Origin of the sequence: Streptomyces sp. NPDC088116 (genome assembly GCF_044741745.1) — a bacterium.
In the GTDB taxonomy this organism is placed as follows: Bacteria; Actinomycetota; Actinomycetes; order Streptomycetales; family Streptomycetaceae; genus Streptomyces.
The window spans coordinates 418462-443322 of sequence record NZ_JBIUTF010000006.1; the positions used below are offsets into that span (position 1 = coordinate 418462).

Here is a 24861-nt window from a genome sequence, read left to right on the forward strand (position 1 = left end):
CGGGCCGGTGTGCCCCGGTGGCGCCTCATCGCGTCGTGGCCGGTGCGGAGCGTTCCGTGGGCTCCGGCCGGCGTGGGGCCGTCAGTCCCACTGTTCGAAGGCGAGTTCGTCGATCTCCTCCTGGGACAGGTCCACATGGGGGAGGTCGGAGGGCGCGTGTCCGCCCGCGCCCGGGTCGGCGGCGTGCTCGGTCAGGGTGTCGAGCGCGGCGAACCAGAGGCCGACGAGCGTACGCAGGTCCGCCTCGTCGAACAGGTCCCCCGGCCACGACAGGGTCACCCGCAGCAGCGGGCCCTCGGCGTGGCCGTGCGTGACCGCGTTCACCTCCAGGGCGTGCGCGCACGGCAGTTCGGGGCCGCCGGGTGCGATGGTGACGTCTTCGGGCGCGGCGCCCCAGTCGCGTCCGGGCTCCTCGACACGCACCTGCCCGAGGTAGTTGAAGCCGATCTGGCTCGCGGCTCCCTGGGCCAGCAGCCGCGCCGTGTCCGGATTCAGCCTGCGCAGCAGGCCGTAGCCGACGCCCTTGCCGGGAATCGCGCGCAGTTGCTCCTTGACCCGGCGCAGGGCCTGGCCCGGCGCGGGGCCGCCGCCGCGCAGGTCGGCCCAGGTGACCTGGGGGTCGAGCCGCACCGGGTACATCGTGGTGAACCAGCCGACGGTGCGTGACAGGTCCAGGTCCGCCGCCACGCCGTCGCGTCCGTGGCCCTCCAGGTCGAGGAGCACTCCGCCGCCGGTGCCGCCGCCCGGTCCGGCTTCGTGGCGCCAGCGTACGAGGGCCAGGGCGAAGCCCGTGAGCAGTACTTCGTCGACTCCGGCGCGCAGCGTGGCGGGCACCTTCGTCAGCAGGGGCCCGGTGCGCTCGGCGGACAGTTCCACGGTGAACCGGCGTACGGTGGCCTCGGTGTCCCGGCCCGTGTCCAGCGGCCGGTGGCTGAGCAGCGGGTCGGGAGCGGCTCCGATCGCCTGCCACAACGGCAGTTCACCGAGCAGGCCGGGGGCCAGGGCCCGTTCGGCCAGCAGACCGGCCCAGCCGCGCAGGGACGCGCCCGGCGCGGCGGGCAGGGCGTCGGGGCCGGCCTGCCAGGCGGACAGCAGGTCCGGCAGCAGAATGCGCCAGGACACCGAGTCGACCACCAGGTGGTGCACCATGACCAGCAGCCGGCCCGCCCGGTCCTGGCCCGCGTCGAACCACACCACGCGGGTCAGCACACCGGATTCCGGGTCCAGTTCGGCCCGCGCCGCCGCGCCGTGCTCGGCGATGATCCTCGCCCACCGCGACTCGTCGTGGGGCGCGAGGTCGACGCGGCGGACGCATTCCTCGGCCCGTACCGCACCTCGCGGCCGGACTTCCAGCCGCCACTCCTCGTCCCCGGACCGGTCCAGGACGGCGCGCAGGGCGTCGTGCCGGTCGAGCAGCGACCCGACGGCGCGCACGAGCGCTTCCCGGCCCGGCCCGGCCGCGACGCGCACCAGCACGGACTGGTTGAAACTCTTGTATCCGCAGCCCGCGCCGGTCAGTTCGCGCAGCCACCGCGTCATCGGTGTGGCCGGCACGGTGCCGATGGCGTCGTCGGCGGGCGCCCGCTCCTCGCCTGCGTCCCTCGCCACCACGGCGAGGGCGGCCACGGTCTGGTGCTGGAACACCTCACGCGGGGTGAGGAGCAGCCCCGCCCGGTTCGCACGGGCCACCAGCTGGATGGAGACGATGCTGTCGCCGCCTATGGCGAAGAAGTTGTCGTGAACGCCGACGTCCGGGACGCCCAGCAGTTCGGAGACGAGCGTGCACAGGACGCGTTCGCGGTGGTCGCGCGGGCGTTGCCCGGCCCCGGCTCCGAGCGGAGGCGCCGGCAGGGCGGACTTGTCCAGCTTGCCGTTGGCGGTCAGCGGGAGGGTGTCGAGAGCGGTGAAGGCGGACGGCACCATGTAGTCGGGCAGGAGGGCGGCGACGTGCTCGCGCAGCGCGTCCCTCTCCGGGCGGGCTGCGGGCGCGGCGACGGTGTAGCAGACGAGGCGCCGGTCGCCGGGGCGGTCCTCGCGGACCAGCACGACGCACTGGGCGACGCCGGGGAAGGAGGCCACGGCCGACTCGACCTCGCCCGGCTCGACCCGGAAACCCCGGATCTTGACCTGGGCGTCGGCCCGGCCCGCGAACGCGAGAGTGCCGTCCCGGTCCCAGCGGACGCGGTCGCCGGTGCGGTACATGCGCGACGACGCGGGCCCGAAGGGATCGGCGACGAACCGCTCCGCCGTCAGCCCCGGCTGCCGCGCGTAGCCGCGGGCCACGCCGCCGCCGGCCACGTACAACTCGCCGATGACACCGGGCGGGACGGGGCGCAGATACGCGTCCAGGACGTACACCCGGGTGTTGTCCAGCGGCCGGCCGAGCGGGATGACCTCGCGCTCGAGGTCCGGATCGGTCACCGCGTGGTGGACGACGCACTGGGTGCACTCGGTGGGTCCGTACGTGTTGGTCAGCCGGGCCCCGGGCGCGTGCTCCCGCAGCTTGCGGGCGGCAGCGGCCGAGACGGTGTCCCCGCCGACGTAGACGTCACGCAGGCCGCGGAAGGCGTCCGCGTGGTTCTCGGCGAGCAGCCGGAACACTCCCTCGCCGAACAGCCCCACGGTGACGCGGTGTTCGGCCATGGTGCGGGCGAGCCCGGCCAGGTCCGTGGCATCGCCGTCGTACGCGACGACGCAGGCGCCCCTGAGCAACGGCCCCCACAGCTCGTACGTCGAGGCGTCGAAGGAGACGGGCAGGTGCATCAGGACGCGGTCCTCGGCGGTGTGCCCCCACCAGCGGTCGTGCACCATCTCCACGACGCTGCGCTGGGACACCTCGACGCCCTTCGGCTCGCCCGTGGAACCCGAGGTGTGGATGACATAGGCGAGCTGGTCGGGGTGGACGGAGGGGCCGGGGCTCGCCGACCCCTCGGGCCGCGGCTCGTCCGGTACCGGCCCGTCGGCCAGGACAACGGCGACGGGCCCGTCGGCCAGACGCCGCGCCGTCCGCCGGTCGGCGACGACGGCCACGGCCCGTGTGCCGGTCAGGACATGCCGGAGCCTGCTCTGCGGGGCGCGCCCGTCCAACGGTACGTAGACGGCACCGGCCTTGGCGACGGCGAGCGTCGCCACCACATGGTCGACGCGGCTGCCGAGCAGCAGGGCGACCCGGTCCTCGGTCCGGACGCCGTGGCCGAGCAGGAGGGCCGCGAGGTGGTCGGAACGGGCGTCCAGTTGCTCGTAGGAGAGCCGCAGCGGTCCGCAGAGAAGGGCGGGTGCCCGCGGGGTGCGGGCCGCCTGAGCGCGGAAGAGGCCGGCCAGTGAGCCGTCCGGCACGGGGCGGGCGGTGTCGTTGCGCGCGACGAGCAGTTCGCGCGCCTCCTCGTCGCCGAGGACGGGGAGCAGTCCCACCGGCTGGTCCGGCCGCGTGACGGCCCCGGCGAGCAGCCGGCGCAGCCGGGCCGCGGTCGTCGCCATCGTGGCCCGGTCGAACAGGTCGGTGGCGTACCTGATCTGTCCGCGTATGCCCCGCGCGGTGCCGTCGTCGCCGTACTGCTCCCAGAGGCTGAACGACATGTCGAACCTGGCGACCGCCGCTTCCGCGCCCTCCACGCGCGTCCGCAGACCCGGCAGGTCGATGTCCGGGCGGCCGGTGTTGTGCAGGATGAGCATCACCTGGAACAGCGGGTGGCGGGCGAGCGATCTGGGCGGGTTCACCTCCTCGACCAGGCGCTGGAAGGGCAGGTCCTGATGCGCGTAGGCGGCCAGGTCGCTCGCGCGGACGCGGCCGAGCAGTTCACGGAAGGTCGGGTCGCCCGAGGTGTCGGTGCGCAGGACCAGGGTGTTGACGAAGAACCCCACCAGCTCGTCCAGGGCGTCGTCGGTGCGGCCTGCGGTGGGCGCGCCGAGGGGAATGTCGGTGCCGGCGCCCAGCCGGGTCAGCAGGACCGCGACGGCCGCCTGGAGCACCATGAAGACACTGACGCCGTTCGCCCTGGCCAACGCCACGACACCGGCGTGTGTCCCCGCGTCGAGTGCGAACGGCACGCTGTCGCCCCGGTGGCTCGCGACGTCCGGGCGGGGCCGGTCCGTGGGGTATTCCAGTCCCTCCGGCAGCCCGTCGAGCGCCGCGGTCCAGTGGCGGAGCTGGCGGGACAGCTCGCTGTCCGGATCGTCCTCGTCCCCGAGCAACTCACGTTGCCACAGGGTGTAGTCGGCGTACTGGACGGGCAGCGGTGCCCACTCGGGTGCCGCTTCGCGGCAGCGCGCCGCGTACGCCTGCGAGAGGTCGCGCAGCAGCGGTGTGTGCGACCAGCCGTCGCCGATGATGTGGTGTGTCACCACGACGAGTACGGCGCTGTCACCGATGTCGAGCAGCACATGACGCAGTGGTGGCCGGACGGCCAGGTCGAAGCCGCGCGAGACGATCTCCCCGATCACGTCGTCCAGGGCCTCGGGAGCGACGCGCGCCTCCTCCAGCGGGGGTGCGCCCTCCGTGGGGGGCAGGACGTGTTGGCAGGGCACGCCGTCGGTGCCGGGGAAGAAGGTGCGCAGGCTTTCGTGGCGGGCGACGACGTCGCGCAGCGCGGCCCGCAGGGCAGGCCGGTCGAGTGTGCCGCTCAGGTGCAGCACGAGCGGGATGTTGTAGGTGGGGCTCGGTCCCTCCAACTGGTCGATGAACCACAGGCGTCGCTGAGCGGAGGACAGGGGCACGGCGCCGGTACGGGGCCGAGGGGTCAGCGGCGGCCGGATGGCCGGTGTCCCGTCGGCGACGCGCGCGGCCAGGCCGGCCACGGTCGGGGTCTCGAACACGGCACGCAGGGGTGTCTCCACGCCGAGCGTGGCGCGGATGCGCGACACCAGCCGGGTGGCGAGCAGTGAATGCCCGCCCCGGTCGAAGAAGTCGTCATCGACGCCGACCCGTTCCACGCCGAGGACCTCGGCGAACAGCCCGCACAGGATCTCCTCGCGCGGTGTGCGGGCCTCCCGGCCGGCCGTCGCTCCCGTCGTGCCGGGCGCCGGCAGCGCGGAGCGGTCCACCTTGCCGTTCGCGGTCAGCGGCAGGCAGGGCAGGGTGACGACCGCCGAGGGCACCAGGTAGGCCGGCAGGATCGCGGCCGTCCGTCTGCGTACGGTGTCCGCGTCCACGGCGGCACCCTCACCGGGCACCACGTAGCCGACGAGCCGCGGGTCGCCCGGTGTGTCCTCGCGCACCACGGCGACGGCGTGTGCCACCCCGTCGGCCGAGGCCAGGGCGTGGGCCACCTCCGCGGGTTCTATCCGGTGGCCGCGTACCTTGACCTGGTCGTCCGAGCGGCCGAGGAACTCCATCGCGCCGTCCGTGCGCCACCGCACCACATCGCCCGTGCGGTACATGCGGGCACCGGCGGGACCGTACGGGTCCGCGACGAAGCGTTCGCCGGTCAGGGCGGGCCGGTTCAGGTAGCCGCGGGCCACCCCCGTACCCGCGAGGTACAGCTCGCCGGCCACCGCGTCCGGGACGGGGCGCAGCCTCTGGTCCAGCACGTAGGCACGGGTGTTGCGCATGGGCCGGCCGATCGGCACCGCGCCGTCGGGGAGCGGCGCCCCGGCGGGGACGCGGTGGTCGAGGCTGCCCACGGTGGCCTCGGTGGGGCCGTAGTGGTTGACGACCTCGGCGGCGGGATGCCGGGCCCGCCACCGGGCGAGCTGCTCGCCGCGCAGTGCCTCGCCGCCCACGACGAGTTGCGCCGTCGGCGAGCAGCCGTCGGGCAGGGCGTCGAGCAGCGGGAGGTGGCTCGGGGTGATCTTCGCGAATGTCAGCCCGTCGGGCACGGCGGCCCGTTCGTCCAGGTCGGCGATGTGCAGGCAGCCCCCCGCCAGCAGCGTGCCGTACAGCGCCGTCAGCCCCAGGTCGAAGGAGAGCGGGGAGTGCAGCAGGGTACGGCCGGCCAGGCCCGGGTAACGCGCCACGCAGTACGTCACGTAGTCCACCAGGGCCCGCTGTTCGACGACCACGCCCTTGGGCCGCCCGGTGGACCCGGAGGTGTAGACGACGTAGGCCGCGTCCCGCGCGGACACCGGTACCGCCCGGTCGGCTGCGCGCAGTGGACCGGCCGGGTGGCGGGCGAGCGCGGCCCGTGTGCCGGGGCTGTCCAGCAGCAGCGGTTCGGCGCGGTCGGCGAGCCCCGGCGCCTGTGCGAGTACGTGGCCGACGGTGACGACCAGTGCGGGGCGGGCATCGTCCAGCACCTGGGCCAGCCGCGCGTCCGGGTGGCCCGGGTCGAGCGGCACATAGGCCGCGCCCGCCTTGCCCACCGCCAGCATGGCCACCAGCGCGTCCACCGATCGGGGCAGCGCCAGCGCCACCGGCGAGCGGGCGCCCGCGCCGCGCTCCAGCAGGAGCCGGGCCAGCCGGTTGGCGCGGTCGTCGAGCTGTCCGTACGTCAGCCTGGTCGTACCGTGCACCACGGCGGGTGCCCGCCGGTCACGTGCCACCACCGTCTCGAACAGCTCGGGGAGGGTCACCTCGGGCACCGGGGCCGACTCCCCGCCCCGCGCCACGAGCAGGTCGTGCCGCTCGGAGGCATCCAGCAGTTCCAGCTCACCGACGGGCCGGCCGGGACCGGTCAGCGCGGCTTCCAGCAGCCGTACGTAGCGGTCGGCGAAGGACCGCACCGTGGAGTGGTCGAACAGATCGGCGGCGTAGCCGACGGAGCCCTCGATACCGGCCGGTGCGCCGTGGTTCTCGAACCGTTCGGACACACTGAGGTGGAGGTCCAGCTTGGCCAGGTCGGGGTCGTACGCCAGCACCTCGGTGTCCAGCCCCGGCAGGGCGACTTCGGGCTGTGCGAGGTTCTGGAGCAGCAACTTGACCTGGAACAGCGGGTGCCGGTTGAGCGCCCGCCGTGGGTTGAGCGCCGCGACCAGCTGCTCGAAGGGAAGGTCCTGGTGCGCGAACGCGGCGGTGTCGGCCGCGCGGACGCGGGTGAGCAGTTCGTCGAAGGTGGGGTCACCGCCGGTGTCGACGCGCAGGACGAGGGAGTTGACGAAGTACCCGACGACGTCGTCCAGTTCGTCGTCGCCCCGGCCGAACACCGAGGTGCCGACGGGGATGTCGGTGCCCGCGCCCAGTCGGCTCAGCAGGGCCGCGAGCGCGGCGTGCAGGACCATGAAGGGGGTCATGCCACGGGCGCGGGCGAGTTCGGTCAGTGCCCGGTGGGTGGCGGGCCCCACGGTGAACGGGACGCGTGCGCCCCGGCGTCCGGCCGCGGCCGAGCGCGGCCGGTCCGTGGGCAGTCTCAGCTCGTCGGGCAGCCCGCGCAGCGTCCGCGTCCAGTAGACCGTCTGGCGGGCCAGCACGCTCTGCGGATCACTCTCCTCGCCCAAGACCGCGCGCTGCCACAGCGCGTGGTCGGCGTACTGCACGGGCAGCGCCTCCCGGTCGGGGACCGCGCCCCGCAGTGCGGCGGCGTAGGCCTCGGACAGATCGCGGGCCAGCGGCCCGGCGGACCAGCCGTCGCTCGCGATGTGATGGATCACCAGGACCAGCACATGCTCGCCCTCGCTCACCGACAGCAGCGCGGCCCGCAGCGGCGGTTCCTCGGCGACATCGAAACCCTCCCGCGCCACGGTGGCGACCAGGGCGTCCACGTCCGCCCCGGCGGCGTCCACGATCCGCAGGACGGGGCGGGCGTCGGCGGGCTCCAGCACCACCTGGTGCGGGACCCCGTCGGTCTCGGGAAAGACCGTGCGCAGGATCTCGTGGCGCTCCACCACCCAGGCGAGCGCGGCCTTGAGCGCGGCCGTGTCGAGGGGGCCACTGAGGCGTACGGCCAACGGGATGTTGTAGGTGCCGTACGCGGTCTCCAGACGGTTGAGGAACCACAGGCCGTACTGGACGGGCGACAGCGGCACCAGGGCGGGGCGCTCCCGGCCCGCCGGCCGTGGGCTCGCCGGCGCCGCGTCGGTGAGCCGGCGCACCAGGGCGGCGGGGGTCGGTGCCTGGAACAGTGTGACGATCTCCAGCTCCACGTCGAGCGTGGCCCGGATACGGGAGACCAGCCGGGCGGCGAGCAGCGAGTGGCCTCCCAGGCGGAAGAAGTCGTCGTCGATGCCGACGCGTTCCACTTCCAGCAGGTCGGCGAAGAGAGCGCACACGGTCTCCTCCCGCGGGGTGCGGGGCGCGCGGCTCGGCGGACCGGTGAACGCGGGCACCGGCAGCGCGGCCCGGTCGGTCTTGCCGTTGGGCGTCAGCGGACGCGCGTCCAGCGGGACCAGTACCGACGGCACCAGATACTCCGGCAGGGTCGCGGTGAGTCCCGCGCGTACCGGGCGCAGATCCCGGGTCCCCACGACGTACCCGACCAGCTGGGGCCGGCCGTCGGGGCCGGACAGCACGGACACCACGGCGTCCGTGACGCCCGGCTGTGCGATCAGGGCGGCCTCGACCTCGCCCGGTTCGACGCGTCGGCCACGGATCTTGGTCTGTGCGTCGCGGCGGCCGAGGAACTCCAGCTGTCCGTCGGCCCGGTAGCGCACCCGGTCGCCGGTCCGGTACAGGCGGCTTCCGTCGGCGGCGAACGGATCGGCCACGAAGGTGTGAGCGGTCTTGCCCGCGTCGTACAGGTATCCGCGGCCGACGCCGGCACCCGCCACGTACAGGTCACCGGCCGCGCCCACCGGCACCGGCTCCAGTCCGTCGTCGAGTACGTAGAGCCGGGTGTTGCGGATCGGCCGGCCGATGGGGGTGGTGGCCTGGCCGTCCAGGGCCGAGGCATCCGCGATGACGGCATGGGTGACATCGTCGGAACACTCCGTCGGCCCATAGGCGTTGACCACCGGGACCAGGGGGAAGCGGGCCGCCCAGCGGCGGCACAGTTCCCCCGGCAGATCTTCGCCGGTGACCACCAGCCAGCGGAGCGAGGGAAGTTGAGGTACGGGCGTCCCCTCGTCCCACAGGTCCAGTGCCGCGCGCAGCAGCGAGGGCACCACCTCCACCACGGTGATCGCCTCGTGTGCCACCGCCTCGAACAGCCGCGCGGGGTCGGCCGCGAGCGTCTGCCCGACCGCGCGCGCCCGGCCGCCGACGAGCAGCGGGGAGATCAGTTGCCAGACGGAGACGTCGAAGGTCAGCGGCGCGTTGGCGAGTACGGTGTCGGCGGCGGTGAGGCCGAGGTCGGCGACCTTGGCCGACAGGTGGTTGTTCATGCCCCGGTGGTGGACCATCGCGCCCTTGGGCCGGCCGGTGGAGCCCGAGGTGAAGATGACGTAGGCGAGCCGCTCCCCCGGTGGCGTTCCCGTACCACCGGTGCGCGCCACCGCGCGGTCCGGTCCTTCGGCTTCGCCCCGGTCCTGTCCGGTCGGTCTTGTCGGATCGGCCCGGGGCGTCCGGCGCCGTGGATCGCAAGGCGCCGGGGCGCCCTCAGGGTGGTTTCCTGTGGGCGTTTCGGCAACGCGGCGAGGCGCGGTGCCAGGCGTTCCGGCAACGCGGCGAGGTGCGGTTTCAGGCGTTCCGGGCCCGGCGAAGACCGGCCGGACAGGGCCGAGCGCCAGTACCGTGACCGGGGCGGCCCCGCCGGCCGCGGCGCGGGCCGCCTCCTCCTGATGTCCCGGTCCTGCCAGCAGCCACCGCGCGCCGGAGTCGGACACCAGCGCGGCGGAGCGCGCGGTGGGCGCGCCGGTGTCCAGCGGGAGGTAGGCGGCGCCCGCGGCCAGCGTTCCGAGGAAGGCCACCACCGCCCAGCGGCTCCGGTCGGCGAGGACGGCCACCACCGTCTCGGGCCCGGCACCCGCGTCGCGCAGTTGGCCGGCCAGTGTGTCGGTGTGCGCGAGCAGGTCCCCGTAGGTCAGGTCCCCGTCGTCGTCGGTGACCGCGACGGACCGGGGGCGCTCCAGCGCGAACGCGCGCACCCGCGCGACCACATCGGCCAGCCGCTCCGGGGCCCGGGTGCGGTTCCACTCGTCGAGCAGGACGTGCGACTCCTCGTCGGCGAGCAGACGCGCGGACCCGACGCGGGTGTCCGGGGCGCTCAGCACAGCGTCCAGGAGGCGCGCGTAGCGCTCCAGGAGCCGCCGCGCCGTGCTGTCCTCGAAGACGTCGCAGCGGTATTCCAGCGCGACCATGATCCCGTCGGGTTCGCCCGCCGCGGTGAAGTTCTCCCGTACGTTCAGCGACAGGTCGAACTTGGCGGTGCCGTTGGGCACGTCCAGCAGGCCGGTCTCCAGTCCCGGAAGGGACGGCAGGGTCCGCTGCGAGCTGTCCATGGCGAGCATGACCTGGAAGAGCGGATGGCGGAAGGCCGAGCGGGACGGGTTCAGCGCTTCCACCAGGCGCTCGAACGGCAGGTCCTGATGGGCGAAGGCCGCGAGGTCCGCCTCGCGCACCCGGCCGAGCAGCTCCCGGAAGCTCGGATCGCCCGAGGTGTCGGTGCGCAGCACCAGGGTGTTGACGAAGAAGCCGATCACATCGCGCAGGGATTCCTCGGTGCGGCCGGCGACGGGTACCCCGATCGCGATGTCCTGGCCTGCGCCGAGCCGGGTCAGCAGCGTGGCCAGTGCGGCGTGCAGCACCATGAACGTGCTGGCGTCGCCGGCCCTGGCGAATGCCGTGATCCTGCCGTGCAGCTCCGCGTCCAGAGTGAGGGTCAGCATGCGGGCGGGTGCGGCGGTGACGTCCGGCGGGTGGGGCCGGTCGAAGGGCAGCTGAAGGTGGTCGGGCAGGCCGGCCAGCTCCCGCTTCCAGAAGGCGGTCTGCCGGGCGCCCGTGCTGTCCGGGCCGGCGTCCTCGCCGAGGACGCGCAGCTGCCACGCCGCGTAGTCGGCGTACTGGAAGGGCAGCGGTGCGATGTCCGCGGGCCGCCCCGTACGGCGGGCCGTGTAGAAGGCGGAGAGGTCGCGCAGCAGCGGGCCGAACGACTCGGCGTCGGCGGCGATGTGATGGACCAGCAGGACCAGTACGTGCCGCCGGGGAGCGAGTGCCAACAGCGTGGCGCGCAGGGGCGGTTCGGCGGTGATGTCGAAGGTGTGCCGGGCGGCGGCGGCCAACTCCTCGCTCAGCCGGCCCTCGTCGGTCTCGACGAGGGCGGGACGGGGGCGGACCCGGCCGCCGGGGCCGATGATGTGCTGCGCGGGGATCCCGGAGTGCTCCCGGTAGACGGTGCGCAGGCTCTCGTGCCGGTCGGTGAGGTCGCCGAGCGCGGCGGTCAGCGCCTCGCGGTCGAGGTCGCCGTCCAGGGTGAGGACCAGCGGGATGTTGTACGCGGTGCTGGGCCCCTCCAGCCGGTGCAGGAACCACAGCCGCCGTTGCGCGAAGGAGAGTTCGAGGTCGCCGTCGCGAGGGACCGCGACCGGGCCGCCGGGAGCCGGGCCCGCGCTGCCCCGTTCGCCCAGCCGCTCGGCGAGCCGCCGTACGGTGGGGGCGAGGAAGACCGCGTCGACACCGCATTCCGCCGCCAGCTCCTTGCGGATGCCGAGTACCAGGCGGGCGACCAGCAGGGAGTGCCCGCCCAGGTGGAAGAAGTCGTCGTCGATGCCGATGTCGTCGACGCCGAGCACCCGGCCGAACAGGACGCACAGGGTGCGCTCCAGGTCGGACCGGGGGGCGGTGACGGCCCGTTCGGGCGTGGCGGCCGGGTCCGGCAGGGCCTTGCGGTCCAGTTTGCCCTGGGGCGTCACCGGCAGGGCTTCGAGGACCGTCAGGGTCGCGGGCACCAGGTGGCCCGGCAGTCGCGCGGCCAGTGCCTCCCGTACGCCGACGAGGTCGACCGTGCCGTCGACGGGTACCAGGTAGCCGGCGAGGGCGGGTTCACCGGCGGCGTCGGCGCGGACGACGACGGCGGCCCGCCGGACCTCGGGCAGTTCCAGCAGGGCGGCCTCGGCCTCGCCGGGTTCGACCCGGAATCCACGGATCTTCACCTGCTCGTCCGCACGGCCGACGAACTCCAGCTCGCCGTCGAGGCGTCGGCGCACCACGTCGCCGGTGCGGTACATGCGCTCGCCGGGGTGGCCGAACGGGTCGGCGACGAAGCGCTCCCCCGTCAGCGCGGCCCTGCCGAGGTAGCCGCGCGCCAGGCCGGGTCCGGCCACGTACAGCTCTCCGGGGACACCGGGCGGCACGGGGGAAAGACCGCCGTCGAGCACGTGGACGCGGGTTTCGCCGATGGGCGCGCCGATGGGCGGGGTCCCTTCCTCCTTCAGCGGCCCGCTCAGGGTGGCCACCACGGTGGTCTCGGTGGGCCCGTACGCGTTGACCAGCGGACGGGAGGCCGACCAGCGGGCGGCCACGTCCGCGGAGCACGCCTCGCCGCCGACGAAGAGGGCCATACCGGCGGGCAGGTCCGCGGGATCCATCACGGCCAGCGAGGAGGGCGGCAGCAACGCGTGGGTGAGGCGCGCGCGGTGGGCGAAGGCCGACAGCGGGTCGCCGGGCAGCAGCCGGTCCCTGGGCGCGGTCACCAGGGTCGCTCCGGTCAGCAGGGCCATGCACAGTTCGGAGACCACCGCGTCGAAGCTCACCGAGGCGAACTGAAGCACCCGGCTGCCGGGGCGGATGTCCAGACGCTCGGCGAGGGCCTCGGTGAGGTGCTGGATACCCGCGTGGGTGACCACCACGCCCTTGGGCCGGCCGGTGGAACCGGAGGTGTGGATGATGTAGGCGGATTGGGAAGCGTGCGGGGCGGTGCGTTCCGCGTCGGTGAGGGCGCCGTCCGCCCGGCCGCCGAGGACGGCCGCCGTGGCGGAGTCGTCCAGCCGCACGGTCAGACGGTCGTCGAGGGCCACGAGTGCCGCCTCTTCGGCGGTGGTGGAGTGCGCCAGGACGCACACGGGGGCGGTGTCGCCGAGGACTTGGGCGATGCGCTCGGTGGGATAGGCCGGGTCGACGGGTACGTAGGCGGCGCCGGCCTTGACCACCGCGAGGACCGCGGTCGCGAAGTCCGCGGAGCGGGGCAGGAGCAGGGCGACCCGGTCCTCCGGTCCCACCCCCCGGGAGAGCAGCAGCCGGGCGAGCCGGTTGGACCTGCGGTCCAGCTCGGCGTACGTGTGGCGGACGGTCCCGTCCTCGACGGCGACGGCCCGCGGCGTCCGGTTCACCTGCCGCGCGAAGAGCTCGGGCAGGGTGAGACCGGGGGCGGGTCGGGCCGTTTCCGGCAGCCGGGGGACGACGGTGTCGAGTTCGTCGTCGCTCAGCAGGCCGACGCGGCCGACGTAGGCCTCCGGCTCGGTCAGGGCGCGGGCCAGGCGTCCTACGAAGGCGACGTACCGCTCCTGCTGGACGGCGAGTTCGGCCGCGTCCCACAGTTGCGGGTGGACGTCGAAGTCCACCCGGACCGCGCTGCCGTCGCCCCGGTCGTACACCGAGATCGCCAGGTCCTCGATGAGCCGCAGCGACATGTTGTGCGCGTCGGCCCGGCTGCCGGCGAAGCGGAGGTCGTAGTCGAAGGGGACCACGTTGAGCTGGGGCCCGAAGAAGATCCGGTGGTCGTTGGGCATGCCCAGGTCGCGGCGGAGTTCCGGGCCTCGGTAGCGCTGATGGGCCAGCAGCCCGCGCAGCGCGGTGCGGGTGCGTGCGAGCAAGTCGCCGACGGTGGTGCCCGGTTCGACGCTCACCCGCAGCGGCAGCACGTTGGCCGCCATACCGGGCGCCGCCTTGGACCTCTCACCGACCCGGGCGGTCACGGACAGTCCCAGCACCACGTCCGTACCGCCGGTCATGCGGTGCAGGTAGGCGGCGGTGGCGACGACGAGCACCCGGGACGGTGAGATGCCGGCGTGGCGGGCCGCTCGGGCCACGTCGGCGCGTACGTCCTCGGGCAGATGGGCGGTGCGCCGGACGAAGTCGGCGGTGGGGAGCAGCGGTCGGGACGACAGGGCCGCCGGGTCGGGCCGTCCCGCGTACTGCTCCAGCCAGAACGTACGGTCCTGCTCGAAGTCCCGGGAGGCGCGGTAGGCGCGGTCCTCGTCGATCAGTGTGCGGACGGACGCGAACGCGGCCGGGCCCGGTGCCTCACCGTCGGCGAGGGCCGAGTACACCTCGGCGACCCGGCGGACGAACAGGGCCGCGCCGACGCCGTCGAGAAGGATGTGGTGGTAGGCGTGGTACCAGAACCAGCGTTCGGCTGACACGCGGAACAGGGCGTAGGTGAAGAGCGGTGAGACCGTGAGGTCCATGTGCCTGCGCAGATCGCGGCCCATCCACTCCTCGGCGGCGCGGCGTGGGTCCGGCTCGCCGGAGACGTCGATGACGCGCAGCCGCCAGTCGACCGGGTCCCCCAGGATCTGCCGGGGTCCGTGCTCGGTGTCGAGGAACCTGATGTGCAGGGCGTCCGCCTCGGAGAACACCTGGTGCAGGGCCCGCTCGAAACACACGGGGTCCACCGGCCCGTGGATCTCCAGGTATTCGGCGGCCCGGAAGATGGGGCTCTCGGGATCAACCTGTTGTGCGAACCACACGCCCGCCTGTGCGCCGGTCAGTGGGAGCGGCTGCTCGTGGTCAGCGGAAGACTGAGATCGGTCCATGGCTCCTCGCCATTCTGCTGCGGTAGGGCGGACGGGCCCGGCACGGGAGAAAGCGCCCGGCCCCAATGGCCCCGAGAGACCGGCGACGGCGAACTCCTCGCCGCTGCGCCTCTGTTCACCTGGACGAGTTATTCCGAAGTCCCGTCTGCCCGGGAACGCCTGGCACGGCGCCTCGCCGCGTTGCCGAAACGCCCACAGGAAACCACCCTGCGGGCGCCCCGGCGCCTTGCGATGCACCGCGCCGGACGCCCCGGGCTGATCCGACAGGACCGACCGGACAGGACCTAGCGGGACACTATCCAGCGCCCGCCGGACGTGGCTGGACTGCCTCTCTACGGGATGCTGCCGCCTGCCGCGGGCTGCCACGGCATGGGCCCGGGGGCATGGTGCGCGGCGTCCGTGGGACGGTGCCCGCCCTTGTCAGTCCGACATGGCGACCAGGACACGCCGTCGGCCGGTGTAGGACCGACGTCCGTGTGCCACGGCCACGTTGTCGACGAGCAGCAGGTCGCCGGTGCGCCAGTCGACGTCCACCGCCAGCCGCAGGCCGGTCTCCCGGATGTGGGTGATGTATGCGGCCGGGATCGGGGCGCCGTCGGCGAAGGTGGCGTGCTGGGGAAGTTCGTCCTCGGGTACCACCTCGGCCAGCAGCGCGGCCTCCTCGCCGAGTCCCGCCGGGTGCCACTGGTCCGCCTGGTTGAACCACACCTCACGCCCCGTGACGGGGTGCCGCAGGGTGGCCCGGCGGCACTGGTGGATCCGCAGGGAGCCGTCGGCGCGCCACTCCCACTCCGTGTCCGCGCCCTTGAGGAACGCCTCGGCCTCGGCGCGGTCCTCGGTCTCGAAGGTGGCCTGCCAGCTCTTGCCGAACCCCACGCCGTCGTGCAGGTTCTGTGTGTAGCGGACACCGGCGGCGAACGCGGTCCGCACCTCGGGGTCGATCGCCTCCAGCCACAGTGCGCCGTCGATCACCGGTGTGGCACCGCCGCTCTCGGCCGCCCGTTCACAGTAGAAGAGGATCCGCGCGGGCCAACGGTGGCTGTACGACAGCTCGTTGTGCATCGAGATGTCGTACTCGGGCGGGTACTCCGTCGAGGTGTAGACGTTCCGCCCCACCTTGGTCCGGGGGGAGTTGCCGTGCACGTACGCGAGCCGGCGGGGCAGCAGCGGGCCGGCGACGCTGTCGTAGCTTTCGGGTGTGACTCCGAACCCGCGGTAGACCACGGCGCCCCGTCGGGCGAGCAGGTCGCCCGGGTCCGCGTCGCGCAGGTACTCGGCCAGTCCCGCCGGGGACGCGTCGATGCCGCTGCCGGTGGGCTCGATCACCGCGGGCTGCCAGGTCGGGATGGTGTTCACGGATGCCTCTCCTCAGGGTTCGGTGTCGTCTCGCGCCCCGCCCGGCGCGCGCGGAACGCGGCGACCGCCCGCCGTACCGGCGCGGATCCGGCGGCCACCACCTGGAGCGGCGCCTCGCGTGCGAGTGCGTCCTCCAGGGACGGTGCGTCCACATTGGCCTGGAGGACCCGCTTGGTCAGGGCCACTGCCGTCGGGCTGTTGCCGGCGATCTCCCCGGCCAGGGCCAGCGCCGCGGGGCGCAGGTCCTCAGGGCTGGTCAGCCTGTTCACCAGGCCGTGGGCATATGCCTCGGCCGCCGGTACGGACCGGCCGGTCAGCATCATCTCGTTGGCGAAACCGAACGAGGTGACCCGGGGCAGCAGCCAGGAGGCGCCCATGTCGCCGCCGGACAGACCGACCGAGACGAAGGATGCCTGGAAGAAAGCGCGCGTCGTACTGACGCGGATGTCGGCAGCGAGCGCCAGGGAGAGCCCGGCCCCGGCCGAGGCACCGTCCGCGGCGACGAGTACGGCCTGCGGCAGAGCGCGCAACCCGGTCACCGCCTCCGCGTGCCGTTCCAGCAGGTCGAGCAGGTCCGGTGGGGGCAGGGCCGCGATGCGGCCGATCTCGTCGATGTCGTAGCCGGAGGAAAAGGAGTCCCCGGCGCCGTCGAGGACGAGTACCCGCGCGCGAGGGTCGGTCCGCAGGCCGGCGCAGAGCTCCGCCAGCATGCGGAAGGAGTCCTCGGTCAGCGCGTTGCGCCGGTGCGGCCGGTTCAGTGTCGCGACCACGATCCCGGGAGACGGGCGGGTGACCAGGAGCGGGGGTCCTGCCGCGGATCGGCTTTTCTCGGTCGTCATGGCGGCGGCTTCACACCAGCGGACTGAAGAAGAACGTGTCGCGACGGGAGATGCGCCCCTCCGGTGTGATGCGGAAGAAGTCGGCGAAGCGCAGAGACACACTCTGTCCGTCCTTCAGCCGTCCGGCGAAGTCCCCGTGCACCGCGATCTTGTCCTTTTCCGCCACCACTCCGCGCAGGGAGTGTTTTCCGGTGGCGATGACGCGGTCCTCACGGTAGAAGCGCTCCAGGGCGTCGTTGCCCTTGATGGGCGGGTAGCCGGGTCGCTCGTACACGGCGTCCGCAGTGAAGAGTGAGACCAGAGCGGCGATGTCGTCCCGGTCCACCAGTTCGTAGTAGCGCTCTATGCGTCGAATGGATTCCTCGACGTGTGTCATACCGAAGACACTCCGTTCACAGCCGTTCCGAGAAGGTGGTGCGTCACGAAGGCCAGTGACGCGGGCAGGGCGGCGCGCACGAAATCCCAGTCGTGGCCTCCCTGCCGTTCGCGGTATTCCGGTGACCAGTGGTGGGCCCTCAGGGCGTCCCGCATCCGGCGGTTCATCCGGATCACGCGGTCGTGGTCCCCCGTGCCGACGTCCAGGTAGAGGGCCGGTCCGGGGCCTTGGCCGGGCAGGCCGACGAGCCGGTACGGGTCGTAGCGCCGGCGTGTGGCGCTGCCCGGCGGGCCCCAGACCCGGTCGTGGCTCTCCTCGTCGGGCATCAGCATCGCCGGGTCACCGCGGTGCGCGGCGTAGGGGTCTCCGCGGCGCAGGGGGGCCTCGAAGGCCCCGGCGTGCGAGACCGCGGCGCTGAACACACCGCGGTTGCGCAAGGCCAGGAACAGTGCCGCGGCCCCTCCCATCGAGAAGCCGCCGGCGGCCCGGCCACCACGGTCGGCGATGGTGTTGAATTCGCGGTCCACGTCGGCCACCAGGTCCTGGACCAGGTAGTCCTCGTACGGCAGCCCCGCGTGGTCGTTGACGAACCAGCGGCGTCCGCTCTCCGGAAGCACGACGACCAGACGGCTGTCGTCCAGCGACTCCACGAGGCCGGTGTGCGTCAGCCAGGTGTCCCGGCCGCCTCCGTAGCCGTGCAGCAGGTAGAGGACGGGGTGGGGCGGCCCTTCGGCGCCGTACCGCCCGGGAAGGACGACGTTCACGCGCTTGTCCCGGCCGAGAGCCCGGCTCGGCCATCGCCGGGTCACCACCCGCGCCGGCACGGTGTCTCCTCTTCCCGGAGTACGGGGGCGAATCCCCGGAACGCGGGGGCGGCCAGTGCGCTCCGGTCGGTCTTGCCCGTCGAGGTCCGGGGCAGGGCGTCGACGAGGCCGAACTCGCCGGGAACCATGTAGCGCGGCAGCCTCCGCAGACAGTGCCGGCGCAATTCGCCCTCCGTCGGCAACCGCCCGGCGGCGGGCACCAGGACGGCCCGCAGCCGGTCCTGGTCACCGTCCCGCACCGGCACGCACACCGCCTCGTGCACCTCGGGCATGGCGAGCAACACCGCCTCGATCTCGGCCGGTTCGATCCGGTACCCGCGGATTTTGACCATGTGGTCGCGCCGGCCGACGAAGCGGTAGCCGTGCTCCTCACGCCGGACGATGTCTCCGGTGCGGTGCACTCCGGCCGAGAGGGCGGCGCGTCCGGAGCTGTCCCAGTAACCGAGCATCACCGAGTCACCGGCGACGCACAGTTCGCCCTCGGCCCCCGGCTCGTCCGGTACGGGCAGTCCCCGCGGGTCCAGCAGCCGGGCGTCGGCGTACGGGCAGGGGGCGCCGATGGGCGGGGGTGCCGTGCGGCCGTCCGCGAGGTCCTCGGCCGACACACGGTGGAAGGTGCAGACGTTCGTCTCCGTCGGACCGTAGAGGTTGTAGAGCGCCGCGCCCGGCAGTGCGGCGCTCAGTCTTCTGAGGTGTTTGAGGGGGAACTCCTCGCCCGCGAAGAGCACGGTGCGCAGTCGCGAGGTCTCCAGCTCGTCGTTGTTCTTCGCGTCGAGCATCCGTACCAGGGCCTCGGGCACCGAGTACCAGACGGTGATGGCCTCGTCCCTCACCAGGCGGTTCAGAGCCACTCCGAGTCCCTTGTGGTTCTCCGGGACCAGGACGAGGCAGGCTCCGGTGCTCGCCGCGGCGAAGAGATCGAAGACCGACAGATCGAAGTGAAAGGGGGCGTGGGAGGCCAGCCGGTCGTCAGCGGTGATGCCGAACGTCCCGACGGCCCAGTCCACGAAGGACAGGGCGTTGCGGTGGGAGAGCATGACGCCTTTGGGCAGCCCGGTCGATCCGGACGTGTAGAGCACGTACGCCAGGTCACTCCCGCTCACGGGGACCGGCGCGAAACCGTCCGGTACGGGCCGCTCCACGGCTTCCCGCCAGCTCACCTGTGCGGTGCCGGTGCCTGGTGCGGGCACGCCGTCGTCCTGCCCGTCCAGCACCACCAGGAGCCGGGGGCCGGCGTGTTCCGGCACGCGCTCGTCCGCCAGCAGGGCGAGCCTGTCGGTGTCGGCCACCAGACACCCGACCGCACAGTCCCGCAGGATGTGCGCGACCCGGGCCGCGGGCGCCGCCGGGTCCAACGGCACATACGCGGCGCCGCACTTGAGGACGGCGTGCACGGCCACCACCGTCTCGGCCGAGGTGCCGGTCCACAGGCCGACGCGGTCGCCGGGGCCGATGCCCGCCTCCCGCATCGTGGCGGCGAGCGCGCTACTGGCGCGGTCCAGTCCGGCGTAGTCCAGCGACCGGCCGCGACAGCGGACCGCCTCGGAGCGCGAGTGCTGTGACACCGTACGTGCCAGCCGGTCAGCGAGCGTCGGCATGGCGGTCACCTCCTGCTCGCCGGGTGTCCGGGCGGCGTATCCCCGTCGTGAGGCCCAGCCTCTCCGCGATCACGGTGCGCTGAAGATCCGAGGTGCCCGACGAGATCCGGGTGCCCAGGGCGTCACGCAGGTTCCGCTCGACGTCCGTGCCCGTGGTGTAGCCGAGGCCTCCGTAGACCTGCATGGCGTCGAGGAATGTCTCGACGGCGCTCTCGCTGGTCCGCAGCTGGGCCGCCTCGGGAAAGATCGACCGAGGGTCGCCGACGAGGTCGGCGGCGGCCCGGTAGGTGAGCAGCCGCGCCTCCTCCAGCCGGATCCGCATGTCGACGACGCGGTGCGAGACGGACTCGAACCGGCCGATGTTCTTGCGGAACTGCACCCGCGTTCTGGCGTACTCCACGCACTCCTCGACCTGGCGGCGCATCGTGCCCAGCATCGGGGCGAGGATCAGGGCACGTTCCCACGCCATGCACCGGGCCAGGACGCGCGACCCCTGCTTCTCCGCGCCGAGCCGCCGGGCGGACGGCACCCGGCACTCGCGCAGGATGACCTCTCCCCACGGTCCGGTGCGCAGTCCCGTCTTGTCGCGGCGGCTCTCCACCGTGACACCTGCCTGCTCCCGCTCGACGAGGAAGGCGGTCACCCCGGTGAAACCCAGCTCCGGGTCGACGGTGGCGTAGACGATGAAGAGGTCGGCGATCGGGGCGTTGGTGATGTAGCGCTTGACGCCGTCGAGTATGTAGTCGTCGCCGTCGCGGCGGGCGCGCGCGGTCAGCGCGAGGGCGTCGGACCCGGCCTCGGCCTCGGTGATGGCGTGGGCGCCGGTCATCCGTCCGTCGCCCAGCGCGGGCAGGTAGCGCTGCTTCTGCTCGGGTGTGCCGAACTCACGGATCGGCAGTTCCACGGCCCAGATGTGCGCGCCCAGCGCCATCATCAGCCCGTTGTCCCGGCAGCCGTAGCCGAGGTTCTCCAGTGCGTACGCGCAGGTCAGCGGGGACAGTGCGCGGCCTCCGTACCGCTCGGGCAGGGGCAGTTGGAGCACCCCGCCCTCCGCGCTCCGCTTCCAGTCGCCGGGCCGCAGTGTGCAGGTCTCCTCGCGCGCCCGCAGGTCGTGCCCCAACTCCTGGCCCAGTCGGCGCATGCGTTCGCCGAGTGCCCGCTCCTCGTCGGTCCATCCCGGTTTCACTGAGCGACACCGGCGGAGAGCGCTTCGGGCAGGTCGGCCAGGGAGTCGGCGATCTGTTCGTCGGACACGGTGTGGTCCTCGAGCCCACCGGCCAGGTACTGGTCGTAGGCGGACAGGTCGAGCAGTCCGTGCCCGCTGATGTTGCACAGGATGACCGGGGACGTACGTTCCTCACGGGCGCGTACCGCCTCGTCGATCACACACCGTACGGCGTGTGCCGACTCGGGGGCCGGGACCAGGTTCTCGGTCCTGGCGAACAGCGCGCCCGCCTCGAACACGGCGTTCTGGCCGTACGCCACGGCTTCCATCAGGCCCTGTTCGTAGAGGGCGCTGACCAGCGGCGCGGCGCCGTGGTACCGCAGTCCGCCGGCATGCACTCCCGGCGCGACGAAGGTGTGGCCCAGTGTGTACATCTTCGTCATCGGTGTGGTGCCGGAGAAGTCGTTGTAGTCCCAGGCGTACCGGCCCCGGGTCATCTTGGGGCACGCCTCGGGCTCCACGGCGATCAGCCGTGTGGCGGCGTGGGTCCGCAGCTTCTCCCGGTGGAACGGGAAGGCCAGTCCGGCGAAGTTGCTGCCGGCTCCCATCGAGGCGATGACGATGTCCGGGAATTCGCCCGCCAGTTCCATCTGGCGCAGGGCCTCCTCGCCGATGACCGTCTGGTGCAGCAGCACATGATTCTCACCGCTGCCGACCGCGAAGCGGCCGTGCGCGACCGTACGGGCGTGTTCCAGCGCCTCGGCGTTGGCGATGGCCAGGCTGCCCTCGGTGCCGGGAGCGGCGGCGAGCAGTTCCCGCCCGATCTCCGTGCTTCCGCTCGGACTGGCCACCACACGGGCGCCGTTGAGCTTCATCAGCACACCGCGGTAGGGCTTCTGCTCCAGACTGCGGCGGACCATGAACACGGTGCATCCGAGCCCCAGTGCCTGGCACGCCATCGACAGGGCGGTGCCCCACTGCCCGGCGCCGGTGCCGGTGGTCAGCTCCTGGACTCCGGCTTTTTTGTAGAAGTACGCCTGTGCCAGCGCGGAGTTGAGTTTGTGACTGCCGGCGGCGTTGGTGCCTTCGTACTTGTAGTAGATGTGGGCGGGGGTGTCCAGTGCCTGCTCCAGACGGCGGGCCCGCACCAGTGGTGTGGGCCGCCAGCGTGCGTACTGCTCGCGCACTTCGGCCGGTATCTCCACGTGGCGCTGTTTGCCGATGCTTCCCCGGTACATGGACAGGGGGATGTTCGGCGCCAAGTCCCGTGCCTGGGCCGGATATCCGTCCCGGGCCTGGTCCTGGCCGCTCGCGGGCGCCGCGGCGCGCGCCCGGCGCACGTCCATCGGCGGTACGTCGAGATCGGCCAGGATGTTGTACCAGTGGGTGGGGATGTCGTCCTCGTCCAGGAGGAAGCGGTCGCCGGTGGCTTTCACTCCGTCGCCTCCGGTCGCGACGTCCGCACATGAGCGCGCACCAGCTCGATGATGTCGCCGACCGTGCGCAGGTCCGCCTCCATGACGTCCTCGTCCTCGATGCGCCCGCCGAACTCCTCCTCCACCGCCACCAGCAACTGGAGCAGGTTCAAGGAGTCCATCTGTATCGTCGGCGAGTAGAGCGAGACACCCCTACCGATCTCATCCGGGCTCAGCCGCAGGTCGAGGACATCCACCATGATCTTGCGAACCCTGTCCGCGATATCCTCGTCGTTCCAGGTCATCCAGAAACTCCTCTGAGCTTGTACCGGATCAGTGGGTTCCGCGCACCGGCCCGTCCGTCGGTTCAGCCGGTGGGTCTCACGGACACCATGAAATGGGCGCGAGCCGTCTCGACATGGCGTGCGGCTCGGCACTTCACCTTGCCGATTCCCGTCCCGACATAGGGATTCGTCCCGGAACAGGGATTCGAGCACCTGGCGAGCTCGAATGGGGAACGGCCTGGCAGAGACTACTCACCACGTTTTGCACTGTCCACCCCGGACCGCACCGCATTCCGGACGACGGACAGCCGTGCCGTGATGTCGGCCAGCAGTTCCCTCTGCTGCCGCAGCAGATAGAAGTGGCCGCCCTCGAATATCCGCAACGCGAATTGTGTCGACGTGAGTTCACTCCAGGCAGCCAGGTCCGCCACCGGAACGCCGGCATCCGAATCGCCCGAGTACGCCGTCACCGGAGCCCTCACCCGCTGCCTGTGGGACGGCCGGTAGGTCTCGATGATCCGCAGGTCGGCCCGGAGGGAGGGCAGGCTCAGCGGCAACAGGTCAGGGTCCGTGAGCACCCTCTCGTCCATCCCGCCCAGTCCGCCCACGCCCGCCACCATCGAGGCGTCGTCCAGCAGGTGCAGGTCCTCGCCTCTGTTCCAGCGCGACGGCGCGACCTGTGCGGACACGAACAGGTGCCGGGGTCCGGCCTGGTGCCGGCCCTCCAGTCGCAACGCCACCTCATAGGCGACCGCTGCTCCCATACTGTGCCCGAACAGGGCGATGGGCCGGTCCGTCAGCGGCAGCAGAGCGGCGGTGACGGCATCGGCCATCTCCGCCATCCCCTCCACGCACGGCTCACCGAAACGGTCCTGACGGCCCGGGTACTGCAGGGCGACCAGCTCCACGTCTGCCGGCAGAGCGGCTGCCCAGCCGTGGTACGCGGACGCGCTGCCGCCGGCGTGCGGCAGGCAGACGAGCCGGACACGCGGAGCCGACCTCGGGCGGTGGCGCCTGAGCCAGCTCCCGGCGCCGCCCGGGTCGGGAATCGCGGTTGAGGACACAGGTCGGCTCTCCACGGGAAACAAAAACTGACGTCTGATCGGCTTCCGCACCCTAGCCACTTTTCCGTGAACCGTCACCGCCACAAGGGCCAGGGGCAGTTCCGCATACAGAACTCTTCCAGACTGCCGAACCTCCCGTCCGTAAGGTGGCTCTGCCCGCCCTCACCATAAGGAGCCACCACCATCCGGACGTGAAATCCCTGTCTCCGCAATCCCTTTATGTGTACGTCCGGATTTCACCCGCGCTCACGCGGAAGACCGTCGACGTGGAGAATCCGGCCGCGGCCCAGATCGTGGATCGCACATTCCCGGGTGCGGGGCGATGGTGATTCCCGGGTGCGGGGGCGATGGTGTCCGGCCCGCTCCCCCATTCCTCTTTCCTCGACGACGGGTGACTCCGTGACCCTCCGAATGCCACCGCTGCGCGCCCACTTCCTCCCCGGGATCAGCCCCTACACCGAGCAGGTCGAGGAAAGCACGCGCGCGTTCGTCCGCCGTTTCGGGCTGGCTCCCGACGACGGTGCCCGACAGCATCATGAACGCTCGCTGCTCGGCACACTGATGTCCCGCGCGTACCCGCACGCGGGTCCGGCCGAGCTGGCTCTGGTGACGGACTGGATCAGCTGCATGCTGGTCCTGGACGACCAGTTCGACGAGACCGCCCTCGGACAGGAGCCCGAACGGCTGCGCATGGTGACCGACCAGGTGCTGGGCTGGCTCACTCCCGACGGGGTCGTCCCGCCGTACACGCCCGGCGGGACGGAACACTCGATCCTGACGGCCTTCCACCCCGCCTTCGACGACTTGTGGCGCCGTACCCGCCCGCTCACCTCGGCCACTTGGCGCACGCGGCTGGCACAACACATCGGTGCCTTCTTCGACGTGTGTGTCTGGGAGGCCGAGAACCGCCGGGACAAACGGGTGCCCGGTCTGGAGGACTACATCCGCAGGCGCGGCCTGGCGCTCATGCCCTACCTGGATCTCATCGAGGTCACCACCCACGCGGAGATACCGGAGGCGGTCTACCGGCTCCCGGAGCTCACGGAGCTGAACCAGTCCCTGTCGGACGCCGATCTGTGGACCAACGACCTCTTCTCCTGCGAGAAGGAGGACCGCCTGGGGGATCCGCACAACCTGGTGCTGGTGCACCGGCACGCGCACGGCACCGACCTCCAGACCTCCGCCGACGCGGTCGGCACGATGATCCAGCAGCGCTTCGACCGGTTCGCGGAACTCAGCCGGGAGTTCCCGGACACCGCGCTGCCGCCCGACTGCGACCCGGACGTACGGGAGATGCTGCGCCGTCATGTCGGCTGCCTGCGCAGCTGGTCGAGCGGCCAGCTCCAGTGGCGCCACGAGACCGCCCGCTTCGACCCCACGCGCCCCGAGATCCTCGGCGCTACCGGCTCCACCCCTTTGTAGCGCCACTCCTCAACCTCCCTCC

Annotated in this window: 11 protein-coding genes; 1 reads left to right on the plus strand and 10 read right to left on the minus strand. The window is 72.4% G+C overall.

Annotation, left to right across the window (positions count from 1 at the left end; genetic code table 11):
- Nucleotides 1–81 precede the first annotated feature (81 nt).
- From ACIOJD_RS25355 to ACIOJD_RS25400, 10 genes are all read right to left on the minus strand, one after another.
- Nucleotides 82–14496, minus strand: a complete 14415-nt coding sequence (locus ACIOJD_RS25355) for an amino acid adenylation domain-containing protein (RefSeq protein WP_401917726.1) — start codon at nt 14494–14496, stop codon at nt 82–84.
- Between the two features lie 420 nt (nt 14497–14916).
- On the minus strand, nt 14917–15852 hold the full coding sequence (locus tag ACIOJD_RS25360; protein ID WP_401917728.1) for a TauD/TfdA family dioxygenase: 936 nt from the start codon (nt 15850–15852) through the stop codon (nt 14917–14919).
- Nucleotides 15849–16691, minus strand: coding sequence for an enoyl-CoA hydratase/isomerase family protein (locus tag ACIOJD_RS25365; protein ID WP_401917730.1), 843 nt, complete (start codon nt 16689–16691; stop codon nt 15849–15851). Before ACIOJD_RS25365 ends, ACIOJD_RS25360 begins: the two co-directional genes overlap by 4 nt.
- Before the next feature lie 10 nt (nt 16692–16701).
- Nucleotides 16702–17067 (minus strand): nuclear transport factor 2 family protein, encoded by a 366-nt coding sequence (locus ACIOJD_RS25370; RefSeq protein WP_401917732.1) that lies wholly within the window; start codon nt 17065–17067, stop codon nt 16702–16704.
- Nucleotides 17064–17891, minus strand: coding sequence for an alpha/beta hydrolase (locus ACIOJD_RS25375; RefSeq protein ID WP_401917733.1), 828 nt, complete (start codon nt 17889–17891; stop codon nt 17064–17066). Before ACIOJD_RS25375 ends, ACIOJD_RS25370 begins: the two co-directional genes overlap by 4 nt.
- The gene (locus ACIOJD_RS25380; protein ID WP_401917735.1) at nt 17873–19489 is read right to left on the minus strand and encodes an amino acid adenylation domain-containing protein; all 1617 of its coding nucleotides are present in this window, start codon (nt 19487–19489) and stop codon (nt 17873–17875) included. Before ACIOJD_RS25380 ends, ACIOJD_RS25375 begins: the two co-directional genes overlap by 19 nt.
- A complete protein-coding gene (locus tag ACIOJD_RS25385) occupies nt 19473–20675 on the minus strand; it encodes an acyl-CoA dehydrogenase family protein (RefSeq protein ID WP_401917737.1) in 1203 nt (400 codons plus the stop codon). The genes ACIOJD_RS25380 and ACIOJD_RS25385 overlap by 17 nt, the downstream gene beginning before the upstream one ends.
- Nucleotides 20672–22090, minus strand: coding sequence for a TrpB-like pyridoxal phosphate-dependent enzyme (locus tag ACIOJD_RS25390; protein ID WP_401917739.1), 1419 nt, complete (start codon nt 22088–22090; stop codon nt 20672–20674). The genes ACIOJD_RS25385 and ACIOJD_RS25390 overlap by 4 nt, the downstream gene beginning before the upstream one ends.
- Entirely contained in the window at nt 22087–22374 is a 288-nt protein-coding gene (locus ACIOJD_RS25395; protein WP_401917740.1) for an acyl carrier protein, read from the minus strand. The genes ACIOJD_RS25390 and ACIOJD_RS25395 overlap by 4 nt, the downstream gene beginning before the upstream one ends.
- A gap of 227 nt (nt 22375–22601) precedes the next feature.
- Nucleotides 22602–23417, minus strand: coding sequence for a thioesterase II family protein (locus tag ACIOJD_RS25400; RefSeq protein ID WP_401917742.1), 816 nt, complete (start codon nt 23415–23417; stop codon nt 22602–22604).
- A gap of 399 nt (nt 23418–23816) precedes the next feature.
- On the opposite strand from ACIOJD_RS25400, the gene ACIOJD_RS25405 reads away from it, so the two are divergent.
- Nucleotides 23817–24839 (plus strand): hypothetical protein, encoded by a 1023-nt coding sequence (locus ACIOJD_RS25405; protein ID WP_401917744.1) that lies wholly within the window; start codon nt 23817–23819, stop codon nt 24837–24839.
- Nucleotides 24840–24861 lie beyond the last annotated feature (22 nt).

Coding starts and splice junctions, on each gene's coding strand:
- ACIOJD_RS25365 (WP_401917730.1), bottom strand. CDS start 16,691: ATGACGACCGAGAAAAGCCGATCCGCGGCAGGACCCCCGCTCCTGGTC.
- ACIOJD_RS25395 (WP_401917740.1), bottom strand. CDS start 22,374: ATGACCTGGAACGACGAGGATATCGCGGACAGGGTTCGCAAGATCATG.
- ACIOJD_RS25380 (WP_401917735.1), bottom strand. CDS start 19,489: ATGCCGACGCTCGCTGACCGGCTGGCACGTACGGTGTCACAGCACTCG.
- ACIOJD_RS25370 (WP_401917732.1), bottom strand. CDS start 17,067: ATGACACACGTCGAGGAATCCATTCGACGCATAGAGCGCTACTACGAA.
- ACIOJD_RS25355 (WP_401917726.1), bottom strand. CDS start 14,496: ATGGACCGATCTCAGTCTTCCGCTGACCACGAGCAGCCGCTCCCACTG.